Origin of the sequence: Polymorphobacter fuscus (assembly GCF_011927825.1) — a bacterium.
Classification (GTDB): Bacteria; Pseudomonadota; Alphaproteobacteria; order Sphingomonadales; family Sphingomonadaceae; genus Sandarakinorhabdus; species Sandarakinorhabdus fusca.
Genome location: NZ_JAATJI010000001.1, coordinates 1,425,002 through 1,437,895 on the forward strand (window position 1 = coordinate 1,425,002; position 12,894 = coordinate 1,437,895).

Genomic DNA, 12,894 nt, shown 5'->3' on the forward strand with positions numbered 1-12,894 from the left:
CCGCGCCGGCCCTGCCCTGTCGAACTGCCCCGTCGAACGGCCCTGTCAAAGAGCCAGCCGGCCGTTGACATGGTCCGAATAATCCCGCGCCAGCTGCTGCGTCATCGCACCAACCTCGAACCGCCAGGGCCCGATTTCGGCCAGCGGCGTCACTTCGGCGGCGCTGCCGGTCAGGAACGCCTGTTCGAAACTCTCCAGCTCCTCGGGCCAGATGACGCGTTCGATGATCTCGATATTGCGCCGCCGCGCCAGCTTCATCACCGTCCGCCGGGTGATGCCGTCGAGGAAACAGTCGGGCGTCGGCGTGTGCAGCACACCATCCTTCATGAAGAACACGTTCGCGCCGGTCGCTTCCGCCACCTGGCCGCGCCAATCGAGCATCAGCGCATCATTATAGCCGGCATCCTCGGCGGCGTGCTTCGACATGGTGCAGATCATGTACAGCCCGGCCGCCTTCGACTTGGTCGGCGCCGTATAGGGTGCCGGCCGGCGCCACGGTGCAATGTTGAGCCGCAACCCCTTGGCGAGCGCCTCCGCGCCGAAATAGGCCCCCCATTCCCAGCACGCGATCGCCATGTGCGGCTTGGTGCGCTGCGCCGAAACACCCATCTGTTCCGACCCGCGCCAGGCGATCGGGCGCACATAGGCGTTGGTCAGGCCGTTGGCAGCGACCGTTTCATTGATCGCGGCGTCGATCTCGTCGCGGCTCCATGGCAGGGTGAAACCCAGGATCTTGGCGGAATCGATCAGGCGCTGGCTGTGTTCGGACAGCGCGAAGACATTGCCGCCATAGCAGCGCACGCCTTCGAACACGGCGCTGGCATAATGCATGGCGTGGGTCAGGACATGGACATTGGCGTCGCGCCACGGCCGCAGCGCGCCGTCGAACCAGATGAAGCCATCCCGGTCGTCAAACGTCGCATCGGTCATTTCGGTCGGTCCTTGCAGCAATTATATTCCGGATGGCGCGTCGCCATCGCCAGCTTCTTGCCTCGCGCTAGGGAAATGTGCAAGATATGTCAACATGACTGTCCCAAATCGCGCCTCCGATCGCCTGATCGCGCCGCTGCCGATGGCGCCGGCCTCGCCGCTCTACCTGCGCGAAGATGAAATCCGCCGCGGTATCGAGCTTCTCTATTTCGGCTATCAGGCGATGGTGCGCGGCGCCGACACCATCCTGGCGGCCGAAGGCTTCGGGCGTGCCCATCACCGGGCGCTGTATTTCATTGCGCGCAGCCCGGGGCTTGCCGTCGGCGACCTGCTGCGGCTGCTTGCCATCACCAAACAGTCGCTGGGCCGCGTTCTCAACGAGTTGCAGGCAAGGGGGCTGGTCGAACTGACGGTCGGCACCCAGGACCGCCGGCAGCGGTTGCTGCGGCTGACCGCTGCCGGCGCCGAGCTGGAGGCGGCGCTGTTCGCCGAACTGGAGCAGGGCATGGCGCGCGCCTATGGCGAGGCCGGACAAACCGCCGTCACCGGCTTCTGGTCGGTGCTGATCGGCCTGATCGCGCCCGAAGACCGGGCCCTGGTGGAAAGCCTGCGCAAACCTTGACGCCATGAAAAAGGGAGCCGGCCTTCCGGCCGGCTCCCCATCTCGCAACGCAATCGTCTCAGGCGGAGACGGCGGCGCCGCGGGCCTTGCGGCCGCGCATCTGCAGGCCGACCATGCCGAAGCCGACGATCATCATGCCCCACATCGCCGGTTCCGGCACGGCGCCGGGAACGGTGACGGCGTTGGTGCCGATGGTGGCGACCAGCGAACCGCGCGTCGGGCCGGCGTTGCGCATGGCTTCCGAGGTGAAGTCATCGAAACGCGTGCCGAGCTGGGTCGAGAAGATCTCGAAATTGCCGAGATCCCGCTCCGACGTCGGGCCATCGAAGTTGAACGTCGGGCCGCTGTAGATGAAGCTGACGTTCAGCATCGAAGCGCTGTCGTTCGGGATGGTGTTGCCGGGCGTCAGGCCGAGCAGCTGCGTCGTGCCGCTGAAGCCGGTGCCGAGGTTGCCGAAGCCGACGAAGCCGCCGACGTCATAAAGGGTGAAGTAGCTGCCGGTTTCCAGAGCCTGGTCAGAGGCCAGAAGGGCGTTGTAGGTGTAACGATAGGTGCCGTTGCCGACATCGACCGGGCCGCCGACGAGCGTCGGCGTGATGCTGGCGTGCGCCGTCGTCGCTGCCAAAAGTGCTGCAATGCTAACCAGTACGCGCTTCATGTGATCTCCGATTGTTGCGAATGTCCCCCGCATTCATATCTATGCAAGCAATATGCCAGCTTGGTTACGTATCGGTAATGGTCGATGCAAACCTATGAAAGTATGGTGAAATTATCCTTTCCTTCATGGTCGTAAAGATCGTTACGGGTTAGGACAGTGTAAACCCTGCCGACAATCGTCCCACATCCGTAACATATTGGGAAAATTGCAAATTTCACAGGCGGGTCTGCCAACGCGACCCCGTGGCGCCATTACCGCCGACCGATCAGCCCTTGAAACGGACCTCGATCAGGTCAAGCTCGCGGATCAGCTTGTGTCCGGCGGCGCTGCCGATCCGGCGTTCGCGCAGGTGCTCGGCGATCACCCCGCGCTCGGCGGCAACGGCGGCCAGCAGCAGCTCGCGCTCGATGCGCTCCTGCTGGGCGGCGTCGCGGCCGGCCTGGCCCTGCCGGCTGCGGCTTTCGATCCGCTGGCGGTAAATGCCCATGATCCGCGCGCCGGCCGCCGCGAAGATGTCGGCGTCGCTCCGCCCTTCGGCCAGCCGGTGCTGGGTGCTTTCGATGGCGCGGATCGCCGCTTCCGCCGCCAGCACCCGGGCCCGGTCCTCCTCGGCCTGTTTCGACGGCTCGGCGGGCATCGTCAGCCCGCGCAGCAGCAGTGGCAGCACCACGCTGGCCAGCACCAGCGACACGATGATGACGCCCGTTGCCAGGAAGATCGCCAGGTCGCGCGCCGGAAAGGCGGCGCCATCGGCCATGGCCAGCGGCAGCGTCAGCACGCCGGCGAGCGTGATCGCGCCGCGCACCCCGGCCGCCGACATCGCCGCGAACAGCCGCCAGTCCGGGCTGTGCGGCACGTCCGCCGTGCCGTCACGCCGGCGCCGCAGCAGCGTCAGCCGGAACGACACCCACACCCAGGCAAAGCGCAACACGACCAGCCCCGCGACAATGGCCAGGACATAGACGCTCAACCACCAGGGCTCGACATGGTCGGTCAACTGCACCGTGGCCCGCGCGCTCGCCAGGATCCGCGGCAACTGCTCGCCCAGCAACACGAAGATGATGCCGTTGAGGGTGAACTGGATCATGTCCCACACCGAATTGCGCCGCATCCGGGTGGCCGCCATCGCCTCGCTCGCCACATCGGCAAAGGACATCGTCACCCCCGCCGCGACCGCTGCCAGGATGCCCGATGCATGGACTTCCTCGGCAAGCAGATAGGCGGCAAAGGGAATCAGCAGGCTGACAAGCACCTGCGACCCGGTGTCCTCGCCATAAATCCGCGACACCCAGGCCTTGGTCTGCGTCACCGCCAGCGTCACGAACACGCCGACCGCCAGTCCGGCGCCCGCTGTCCACAGAAAACTGGCCGCCGCCGCGGACGGTGAAAAACTGCCGGTCAGCGCCGCCGCCACGGCAAAGCGCAGGCAGACCAGCCCCGACGCATCGTTGAGCAGCGATTCGCCTTCCAATATGTGCATCATCCGCTTCGGGATCGGCACCCGCGCCGCGATGGCGGACACCGCGATCGGATCGGTGGGGGACACCACCGCCGCCAGCGCGAATGCCACCGCCAGCGGCATCGCCGGGATCATCCAGTTGATGAAAAAGCCCATGCCGATGACGGTCAGCAGCACCAGCCCCAGCGCCAGCCCGGTGACCGCGGCAAGGTCCTGGAACAATTCGTCCTTGGGAATCCGCCAGCCATCGAGGAACAGCAACGGCGGCAGGAACAGCAGCAGAAAGAGTTCGGGGTTCAGTTCCACCCGCACATCGGCGACCAGCCCGACCATCGCCCCCAGCGCGATCTGCACCAGCGGCGCCGGCGCCGAAAACGGCAGCATCCGCGAAATCGCCCCGCTGACAACGACCGCAACCAGCAGGATCAGGACGATCGAAACGATTTCCAAAGCCGGCTACCCGAGCGCCCGGGATCGCGCCGCCGCTGCCGATACCGTTGCCGCGACCAGCGGCGCGAGGCCCGGCTGCAACACCGCCAGCCCCGCCGCCGTCGTGCCGCCGGGCGATGTCACCCGCGTCCGCAATTCCGCCGCCGGCACCGCCGCCTCGGCCGCCGCCAGCGCCGCCGCCCCGGTCACCGTCGCGCGCGCCAGCCGGTCCGCGAGAACCGGCGCCAGCCCGGCCGCAACCCCTGCTGCCGCCAACGCCTCGATGAAGGCAAAGACATAGGCCGGGCCCGACCCGGACACCGCCGTCACCGCATCGAAATCCCCTTCGTCGGCCAGCCAGACCGTCGCGCCCGCCGCGCTGAACAACGCCTCGCCGGCGCCTTCCGCCAGGTCGCCGGCCGTGGTGAACAGCGCCGTCACCCCCTGGCCGATCGCCGATGGCGTGTTGGGCATGGCACGGATGATCGCGGCACCCGGAAAGGCCGCCGCAAGATCGGCCGTCGTGACCCCGGCCATCACCGACACGACCAGCGTCATCGGACCGATCTGCGCCAGCAGCGGCGCCGCCGCCGCGCGCCAGACCTGCGGCTTGACCGCCAGCACCAGCACATCGGGACGGCCGTCCGGCGGCACCGCGCTCGCCTCGACGCCATCGGGCAGCAACCGCGGGTTCGGGTCGATCACCGCCACTGGCCCCATGTCCTCGGCCAGCCAGCGCGCCAGCAGTGCGCCGCCCATATGGCCACAACCGAGCAGCCAGATCGGCGCCGTCATGCCTCTCCGACGGTTTCCAGCAGCGCCGCCGCCAGCGCATCGACGGGGCTGTGGTCGGCGAACATCACCAGCTGGAACACCGGGTAAAAACGCTCGAACTCGTCGACCGCGGCTTCGACGAGCACTTCGGCCTGGCCGATCGTCAGGTCGGGCGCATGTTCGTCGTCGTCATTGTCGAGCAGCGTCGCATGACGGAAGATCACCGTGCCATCGGCCGACCACAGCTCGAAATGGCCCATCCACAGCTGTTCGTTGATCCGGCCCAGCGCCTCATAGACCGCCGGGCGCCGTTCGTCGGGCGCCACCAGGTCGGCGCGGGCAATGATCTGCAGCACGCGCTCGTCGTCGCGCCACAGGGCCCGCAGCTCATAGGTCGCCCAGCCGGCCTTGATCGAGGTGCTGATCTCCTCATCGCCCGACCGTTCGAACGCCCAGCCATTGGCGTCGAACACATGTTCGAGCATGTCGATCGGCGCTGCCGGCGCCGGCGTGTAATCGATGTCAACGAGGGCCATGCGGTCTCCTGTCCACGGCGCTTGCCCGAACGCTCGCAACCCCCCGATGATTCGGCAAGCCGCCGATTCGTTTCGCAGCGAACAAGCTGTGGATAATCATGCGGCCGGCGGGCTGTCGACGGCCGGCGCGGCGATCTCGACGCGCGCCGACCGGATCTCGGCCTTCAGCGACGCGATTTCGGTGCGCAGCGATGCGATCTCGGTCCGCAGCGTTTCCACGGCTTCGCGCGCCGCGACGGCATTGGCCTTCGCCGCTTCGAATTCATCGCGGTCCACGGCGTCGGCGGTGCCGACGAAATCGCGCGCCCGGCGGCGGGCGTCCTCGCTGACTTCGCGGGTCACCCCGGCGAGCGTGCCCATGGCGGCGGTGGCAACCTTGGAAAAATCCTCGAACAGCTTGTTTTCGGTCTGCATGGTCAAATCCCGAGTTGTGTGGCGTCGGCGGCCTGGTTGAGCCGCCAGATACTGGCATTGAGCGACAGCGCAAAGCCCAGCCACACAAGATAGGGCAGCATCAGCCACGCCGCCACCCGGCTGACCCGCGCAAAGGCGGAGGTCGTCGCCACCGCGACAATCAGCATCACCGCGATGATGACCATTGCCGGCAGGATCAGGTGCATCCGGAAGAACACCGGCGACCACGCCAGGTTGATGACAAAGCCCAGTGCGAACAGCCCGAGCGCCAATCCGCGCCCCTCGGCACGCTTGTGCCCCCAGACGATCGCCGCGGCGATGGCGATGGTCGTGTACAGGATCGACCAGGCGATGCCGAACACCGGCCCCGGCGGCTGCAACGCCGGCAGCACCAGCGTCTGGTACCAGCCATTGTCCTCCGTCGACCCGGCGATCCGCGCCGACAGGCCGCCGAGCAGCAACAGCAGCGGCGCCAGCACGATGCCGGCCCGCCACATCGACCCACGCTGGCCGGTAAGGGGAAGGGCGGCAGCTACCATCGGTGCGAGCATAGCCGATATTGCGCCGCCGCAAAACCCTTCGCTAGCCGCGTTCGCCCGCGATCAGGAACTCGACATTGCCCTCGGGCCCGGTGATCGGGCTGCGTTCCACCCCCAGCACCCGCCAGCCGTCCTGCGCGCCCAGCCATGCCGCCACCTCGGCGCAGACGCGGTCATGCACCGCCGGGTCGCGCACCACCCCGCCCTTGCCGACCTCGGCCTTGCCGGCCTCGAACTGCGGCTTGATCAGCGCCAGCAGCCGCGCCCCGGGTCTGGCGAACCCCATCGGCACCGCCAGCACCTTGGCCAGCCCGATGAAACTGGCATCGCAGACGATCAGGTCGACCGGCTCGGGGATATGCTCGGGCGTCAGCAGCCGCGCGCTCAATTGCTCCAGCACGACCACCCGCGGATCGCTGCGCAGCTTCCACGCCAGCTGGTTGGTCCCCGAATCGACCGCAAAGACCCGCGCCGCGCCGCGCGACAGCAGCACATCCGTAAACCCCCCCGTGGACGACCCCACGTCGATCGCCACCGCGCCCGCCACCTCCCAGCCGAAATGGTCAAGCCCATGCGCCAGCTTGACCCCGCCGCGCGACACCCAGGGGTGGTCCCGCCCCTTCACCGTCACTTCGGCGTCCGCAGCGACCATCTCGCCGGCCTTGGCCACCTTACGCGTGCCGACGTACACCAGCCCAGCCAGGATCAGCGCCTGTGCCCGCGTCCGGCTCTCCGCCAGCCCGCGCTCCGCCAGCAGTTGATCGATCCGGGTCTTCATCCCCTTCCCTTATCCTCTCCCCGCCTTTCTTCAAGGCGGGGCCGGGGGTGGTTCTTCCTTTCCCCCCCGCCCCCCGCTAGACGCGCCCCATGCCCCGTTTCGCCTTCCACATCGCCGCTACCGACGGCGCCGCCCGCACCGGCACCATCACCATGGCGCGCGGGACCATCCGCACCCCCGCCTTCATGCCGGTCGGCACCGCCGCCACCGTCAAAGGCCTGCGCCCCGCCGAAGTCCGCGCCGCCGGCGCCGACATCATCCTCGGCAACACCTACCACCTGATGCTGCGCCCCGGCGCCGAGCGCATCGCGCGACTGGGCGGCCTCCACGCCTTCATGGGCTGGGACCGGCCGATCCTCACCGACAGCGGCGGTTACCAGGTGATGAGCCTGTCGGCGCTGACCAAGCGCAGTGAGGACGGCGTCGCCTTCGCCAGCCATCTCGACGGCACCCGCCACATGATGAGCCCCGAACGCTCGATCGAGATCCAGCGGCTGCTCGGCTCCGACATCGTCATGGCGTTCGACGAGCTCGTCGCCCTGCCGGCGCCGCGCGACGTGGTCGAAGCCGCCATGGCGCGATCGATGCGCTGGGCCGCCCGCAGCCGCGCCGCCTTCGATTCCGCCCCGGACCACGCGACGCGCGCCGCGCTGTTCGGCATTCAGCAGGGCGGGCTCGACGAACGCCTGCGCGCCGAATCCGCCGGCGCGCTGCAGGCGATCGGCTTCGACGGCTATGCCATCGGCGGGCTCGCGGTCGGCGAAGGCCAGCCCGCCATGTTCGGCGTCCTCGACTACGCCACCGCACAACTGCCCGAAGCTGCGCCGCGCTACCTGATGGGCGTCGGCAAGCCCGACGATATCGTCGGCGCCGTGCTGCGTGGTGTCGACATGTTCGATTGCGTGCTGCCCACGCGGTCGGGTCGCAACGGCCAGGCCTTCACCCATGACGGCCCGATCAACCTGCGCAACGCCCGCCATGCCGAGGATCTGGCGCCGCTCGACGCGGATTGCCCCTGCCCGGTCTGCACCGGGCCGGCCGCGGTCAGCCGCGCCTATCTCCACCATCTCGTCAAATCGGGGGAAATGCTCGGCGCCATGCTGATGACCGAGCATAATATCGGCTTCTACCAGGCGCTCATGGCCGGGTTGCGGGCGGCGATCGCCGAGCGCAGCTTGGCCCGGTTCGCCGCCGATTTCCTGGCGCGTTACGCCGCGCGATAGGAACGGCGGCGCAGCACCGCGCCGGTCAACCCGAAGCCGGCGATCAACATCAGCCAGGTCGACGGCTCGGGCACATTGGCCACTGCCCCGCACAACTGGATATCGCCGCAAGCCTGGAACATGCCGGCACCGGTCAAATAGCGCTGGTTGCGCTTGCCAGCGGCAATCCCGCCGATCGGCGCCCCGTCGAAAGCGCCGTCGAACGACTGGCCCTCAAAGCCGCCAAAACCATCGAGGCGATAGTCGAGGCCGAACAGGTCATTGAACCCCAGCGTGAACGCCTTGGCATTGTCATTGCCGGTAAAGCGCATCGAAAAGTCGAGAATTTCCCAGTCGGAATAGCGCAACAGCCCGTCGCCATTGGCATCCTCGCCATAAAATGTGCCGGAAACGACCGCGTTCTGAAACCAGCCGCCCTGCCGAAAGCCATAAAGGCCCCCGCCGAGGTCGGTGACGACCATCGCCGTGTCGGTGAAATCCTGTTTGGCCGCAGCCGGGGCTGCCAACAGCATGGCAAGGCACATCAGAGCCGGTCGGAGGACAGCCACCATCGTTCTTCCAATCTTAGCAGGTTGTCCGTACCCGTAACGGATTCGGCCGAAAAGGCAACCGGCAAAACCTTGCCGGTGGCAAAAAACCTTTTGAACCGAAATGCTTAATCAATTCTTTCGAAGCGTGTCGCCCGGTAGGGCGCGGGATCGACCGCCGGCGCTTCCCCCAGCAGCAACGCCGCGCACAGCTGCCCCGCCGCCGGCGCTGTCTGGATGCCGAAGCCGCCCTGCCCGGCGCACCAGAACAGCCCCGCGACCGCGCCGTCCCAGCCGAACACCGGCAGACGGTCGGGGGCAAAGGTGCGCAGCCCCGCCCAGCTCGAATCGAGCCGCACCACCCGCGCCGTGCTCGCCTGTTCGAACTGGTCGATGACGACGGCAAGGTCCATCTCGTCGGGGCGCACGTCGTGCGGCACATCGGGGGTTTCGTCGTGCGGGCTCAACCACAGCCGGCCGCCATCGGGCTTGCAGTAGAACCGTCCCCGGGCGTCGAACACCACCGGCAGGTCGGCGGGCGGCGGCGGGTCGATCGCCAGCACCGCCATCGTCCGCCGCAGCGGCTGCAGCCCGAGCGGCCGCGCCCCCGCCAGCGCCGCCACGCCATCGGCCCAAGCGCCGGCGGCGTTGACCACAATTGTCGCGGTGATCGGCCCGGCCCTGGTCGCCAGCGTCCAGCCATCGCCATCCCGCGCGATTGCCGACACCGCGGCATCGGTAATCACCGCCGGTTTCCACCCGTCCACGCCGCGCAGATAGCCCTGGTGCAGCGCCGCCACGTCGATATCGTAGCTGTCGGGCTCGAACAGCCCGCGCGTCCGCCATTCGGGCTTCAGGATCGGCCAGGCCGTGAGCGCTTCGGCATCGAGCCGGCGATATACCGTGCCGCCGGCGTCGAACGCGGCCGCCAGCGTATCGAGGTCACCGGCATCATCGGGCGGCGCCACCGTCAGCCCCGGGCGCGGGGACAGCAGCGGCGCTGCGGCGAATCCCGGCGGCGGCTCCATGAAAAACGCCCGCGACGCCCGGCTGAGCGGCACCACCCCCGGCCCGCCATAGCTCTCCACCCAGAACGCCGCCGACCGCCCGGTGGTGTGGTAACCCGGCGCCGATTCCATCTCGATCAACGCGACGCGCAGCCGGCCGCCCGATTGCCGGCCCAGCGACCAGGCCAGGCTTGCCCCGGCGATGCCGGCACCGATGATGGCGATATCGAAGGTCATGCCGCACCCTGCAGAAATTGCGTCGCCCGCGCCAGCACCCGCGCCCGGATGTCGCTGGCTTCGCGCAGCAACTCATGCCCCGTGGCCGCCACCACCTCCAGCTGCCCGGTCGCCATCCGCGCCACCGCGGTGCGGGTGATGTCGCCATCGACCAGCCCGTCGCTTTCCGGCACCAGCACCAGCACCGGCGTCGTGATGCGCTGCAACGCCGGCACCGACCGCGCCCCCTCGCCGGTGCCGCGCAGCCCCGGCGGCGGCACCAGCAGTGCATCGAGCGACGCGAACGCCGCATCCAGCCAGCCCCAGGTCGCGCTGCCCAGCGCCAGCGCCGGGTTCTGCGCAATCCACCACGCCTCGTCGAGGTAGCGATCGGCATCGCTGGTCAGCAGCCGCTGGCGCACCGACCCTGCGGTGCCCGGCACATAATCCCCGCCGCGCCAGACATAGTCGCCGCCGCGCCCCAGCATCGTCATCAGCCGCGCCAGCCGCCGCGCCAAAGGCGCCCCCAGCGGCCGCGCCGAAACGCCCATCATCGGCGCCGTCAGCACCGCCGCCGCGAACTCGGCATTCTCACCCGCCAGATGCCGCAACAGCAGATGCCCGCCCATCGAATGGCCGATCGCGCTCCAAGGCGGCGGCAGGACGCTGCGGAACCAGCCGACCATGGCATCGAGATCGGCGAGCCAGGTGCCGAACCCGCCCGCCGGCGCCGCGCCCTTCATCGCCGTGTCGCCGACCCGGCCGGACAGGCCCTGGCCGCGCCAGTCGAAACTCGCCACGCCCCAGCCGGCATCGACCAGGTCATGGAGGGTCTCGGCATATTTTTCGATGAAATCGGCACGCCCGGTCAGGACCAGCAGCGACCCCGGCCCGCCGGCGCGCCCCGGCCAGACCATCGTCCGCAACCGCGCGCCATCGGCCATCACCTGAAGCCCGGTGGCGCCGCCGGCCGGCAACGTCCGCCGGCGGGTGGCACTATCGGTCACGCTGCCGCCGGCGTGCCGTCCGCCGGCTCGGCTTCGACCCGGCCGCGCAGTTCGCGCGCCGGGATCGCCAGGGTGAAGCCGAACGCCGCCAGCATCAGCACCAGGCTGACCGGGAACAGCGCCTCGATCGCCCCGGCAAAGCTGGTCTGCAGCCCGGCCGCCACCCGCGCCGCCGCCGCCGGGTCGGCGATGCCCCGCCGCGCCAGCGTGGCATCGAGCGCGGCGCCGTCCATCGCCAGCGTCTGCGCCTGCGACAGCGACACCGATTGTCCGGCGACCGCCAGTTCGGGCACGCGCACGTCCAGCTCCCCGGCCAGATGATGCGTCAGCAACGCGCCGAACATGGCGACGCCGATGGTGGCGCCGATCTGCCGGCAGAATTGTGCCGATGCCGTCGCCACGCCGACGCGGGCATGGTCGACGGCGCTCTGGATCGCCAGGGTGAACATCCCCTGCGCCGGTCCCAGCCCCAGCCCCAGCGCCGCCAGCGTCAGGCTCAGCATCCAGCGCGGGGTCGCAGCGGTCAGCTGCGTCATCGCCGCGCACGCCAGCAGCGCGGTGATGCCGCCGGCGATCAGCACCGGCTTGTACAATTTCGTCTTGCGCGCCGTGCGCCCGGCGATGACCGACCCGGTCAGGATGCCGCCGAGCAGCGGCAGCATGGCAAATCCGCTCTGGCTCGCCGACAGCCCGCGCACGACCTGCAGGTATAGCGGCAGAAATATCGGCACGCCGATATAGCCCAGGTTGACAAGGAACAGCGCGATGTTGGCGCGCGCGACCACGGCATCGTCGAACAGGTCGAGCGGCACCACCGCCCAGCTCTTGCCGCGCGACACCATGAGGAAGGCGACCAGCGCCACGACAGACACGCCCAGCCCGCCGAGCACCTGCGGCGACGTCCACGCCGCCAGCCCGGCGCCCTGCCCGCCCCAGGTCAAGGCGAGCAGCAGCGGCACCGTTGCCGCCACGATCAACCCGCTGCCCGCCCAGTCGATCCGCGCATCGGCGCCGCGCGATCCGGCCGGCAGGCGGGTCAGCAATATGTACAGCGCCACCAGCCCCAGCGGCAGATTGACATAGAAGATGAAGCGCCAGCCGCTGACGACATGGCCGAGCACGTTCGTCGTCGCATGGTCGGTCAGAAAACCGCCGACGACCGGCCCCAGCAGCCCGGCAAAGCCGAACATGGCGCCGAAATAGCCGGTGTATTTGCCGCGTTCGGCCGGCGGAGCGATGTCGGCGACGACGGCAAAGGCGCCGGTGGTCAAGGCACCTGCCCCCAGCCCCTGCAGCGCCCGACAGGCAATCAGCTGGTTCATGCCGTCCCCGATGACACCCAGATCGCCGAACTCCCCGGCCAGCCCGCACAGCATCGATCCGGCGAGGAACATGATGACGCCGAACACCAGCACCGGCCGTCGGCCATAGATGTCGCCCAGCTTGCCATAGATCGGCACGGTGACGGTGGAGGTCAGCAGATACGCCGTCCCCACCCAGGCAATGCGATCGAGCCCCGACAGTTCCTTGATGATGCGCGGCATCGCCGTGGCGACGATGGTCTGGTCGAGCGCCGACAGGAACAGCACGATCAGCACTGCGCCCAGCGCCATGCGCCTTTCCGGCGCCGTATAGACATGGGGGACCGACATTGTCGCCGCCGCGATAGCGTGCAGCAGGGCTCCGGTCGAGACGTCTTGGACACTGCGGCTTGCAACAGGCGGCCCGGACGGGGCATGGAAACGCAACGACTGTTTCCAGCGGAGTTCTGCGTC

Annotated in this window: 14 protein-coding genes; 2 read left to right on the plus strand and 12 right to left on the minus strand. The window is 68.7% G+C overall.

The window, feature by feature from the left end:
• Positions 1-45: 45 nt before the first annotated feature.
• Positions 46-930, minus strand: coding sequence for a branched-chain amino acid aminotransferase (locus GGQ62_RS06815; protein ID WP_152578989.1), 885 nt, complete (start codon positions 928-930; stop codon positions 46-48).
• A 94-nt stretch (positions 931-1,024) separates the two neighbouring features.
• On the opposite strand from GGQ62_RS06815, the gene GGQ62_RS06820 reads away from it, so the two are divergent.
• Positions 1,025-1,552, plus strand: a complete 528-nt coding sequence (locus tag GGQ62_RS06820; protein ID WP_243446298.1) for a MarR family winged helix-turn-helix transcriptional regulator — start codon at positions 1,025-1,027, stop codon at positions 1,550-1,552.
• A 58-nt stretch (positions 1,553-1,610) separates the two neighbouring features.
• On the opposite strand, the gene GGQ62_RS06825 is transcribed toward GGQ62_RS06820, so the two are convergent.
• The 7 genes from GGQ62_RS06825 to GGQ62_RS06855 form a co-directional block, all read right to left on the minus strand.
• On the minus strand, positions 1,611-2,210 hold the full coding sequence (locus GGQ62_RS06825) for a PEPxxWA-CTERM sorting domain-containing protein (RefSeq protein ID WP_167649510.1): 600 nt from the start codon (positions 2,208-2,210) through the stop codon (positions 1,611-1,613).
• Positions 2,211-2,475: 265 nt separating this feature from the next.
• On the minus strand, positions 2,476-4,119 hold the full coding sequence (locus GGQ62_RS06830; RefSeq protein WP_194163406.1) for a Na+/H+ antiporter: 1,644 nt from the start codon (positions 4,117-4,119) through the stop codon (positions 2,476-2,478).
• A gap of 6 nt (positions 4,120-4,125) precedes the next feature.
• Positions 4,126-4,893 (minus strand): pyrroline-5-carboxylate reductase, encoded by a 768-nt coding sequence (gene proC, locus GGQ62_RS06835; RefSeq protein ID WP_152578987.1) that lies wholly within the window; start codon positions 4,891-4,893, stop codon positions 4,126-4,128.
• Positions 4,890-5,408 (minus strand): type III secretion system chaperone family protein, encoded by a 519-nt coding sequence (locus tag GGQ62_RS06840; RefSeq protein ID WP_152578986.1) that lies wholly within the window; start codon positions 5,406-5,408, stop codon positions 4,890-4,892. Before GGQ62_RS06840 ends, proC begins: the two co-directional genes overlap by 4 nt.
• Positions 5,409-5,504: 96 nt before the next feature.
• Positions 5,505-5,822: an accessory factor UbiK family protein gene (locus GGQ62_RS06845; protein WP_152578985.1), complete on the minus strand. Its 318-nt coding sequence runs from the start codon at positions 5,820-5,822 to the stop codon at positions 5,505-5,507.
• 2 nt (positions 5,823-5,824) lie between these two features.
• Positions 5,825-6,361 (minus strand): TspO/MBR family protein, encoded by a 537-nt coding sequence (locus tag GGQ62_RS06850; protein WP_243446297.1) that lies wholly within the window; start codon positions 6,359-6,361, stop codon positions 5,825-5,827.
• 43 nt (positions 6,362-6,404) lie between these two features.
• The gene (locus tag GGQ62_RS06855; RefSeq protein ID WP_152578984.1) at positions 6,405-7,139 is read right to left on the minus strand and encodes a TlyA family RNA methyltransferase; all 735 of its coding nucleotides are present in this window, start codon (positions 7,137-7,139) and stop codon (positions 6,405-6,407) included.
• Between the two features lie 89 nt (positions 7,140-7,228).
• On the opposite strand from GGQ62_RS06855, the gene tgt reads away from it, so the two are divergent.
• On the plus strand, positions 7,229-8,362 hold the full coding sequence (gene tgt / locus GGQ62_RS06860; protein ID WP_152578983.1) for a tRNA guanosine(34) transglycosylase Tgt: 1,134 nt from the start codon (positions 7,229-7,231) through the stop codon (positions 8,360-8,362).
• Here tgt and GGQ62_RS06865 read toward each other — a convergent pair.
• The 4 genes from GGQ62_RS06865 to GGQ62_RS06880 form a co-directional block, all read right to left on the minus strand.
• Complete coding sequence (locus GGQ62_RS06865; protein WP_243446296.1) at positions 8,347-8,868, minus strand: PEPxxWA-CTERM sorting domain-containing protein; 522 nt, start codon at positions 8,866-8,868, stop codon at positions 8,347-8,349. The two genes, tgt and GGQ62_RS06865, sit on opposite strands and share 16 nt — an antisense overlap.
• 149 nt (positions 8,869-9,017) lie before the next feature.
• Positions 9,018-10,133, minus strand: a complete 1,116-nt coding sequence (locus tag GGQ62_RS06870; RefSeq protein ID WP_152578981.1) for an NAD(P)/FAD-dependent oxidoreductase — start codon at positions 10,131-10,133, stop codon at positions 9,018-9,020.
• On the minus strand, positions 10,130-11,119 hold the full coding sequence (locus GGQ62_RS06875) for an alpha/beta hydrolase (RefSeq protein ID WP_152578980.1): 990 nt from the start codon (positions 11,117-11,119) through the stop codon (positions 10,130-10,132). Before GGQ62_RS06875 ends, GGQ62_RS06870 begins: the two co-directional genes overlap by 4 nt.
• Entirely contained in the window at positions 11,116-12,867 is a 1,752-nt protein-coding gene (locus GGQ62_RS06880; protein WP_279379641.1) for an MDR family MFS transporter, read from the minus strand. Before GGQ62_RS06880 ends, GGQ62_RS06875 begins: the two co-directional genes overlap by 4 nt.
• Positions 12,868-12,894: the final 27 nt, after the last annotated feature.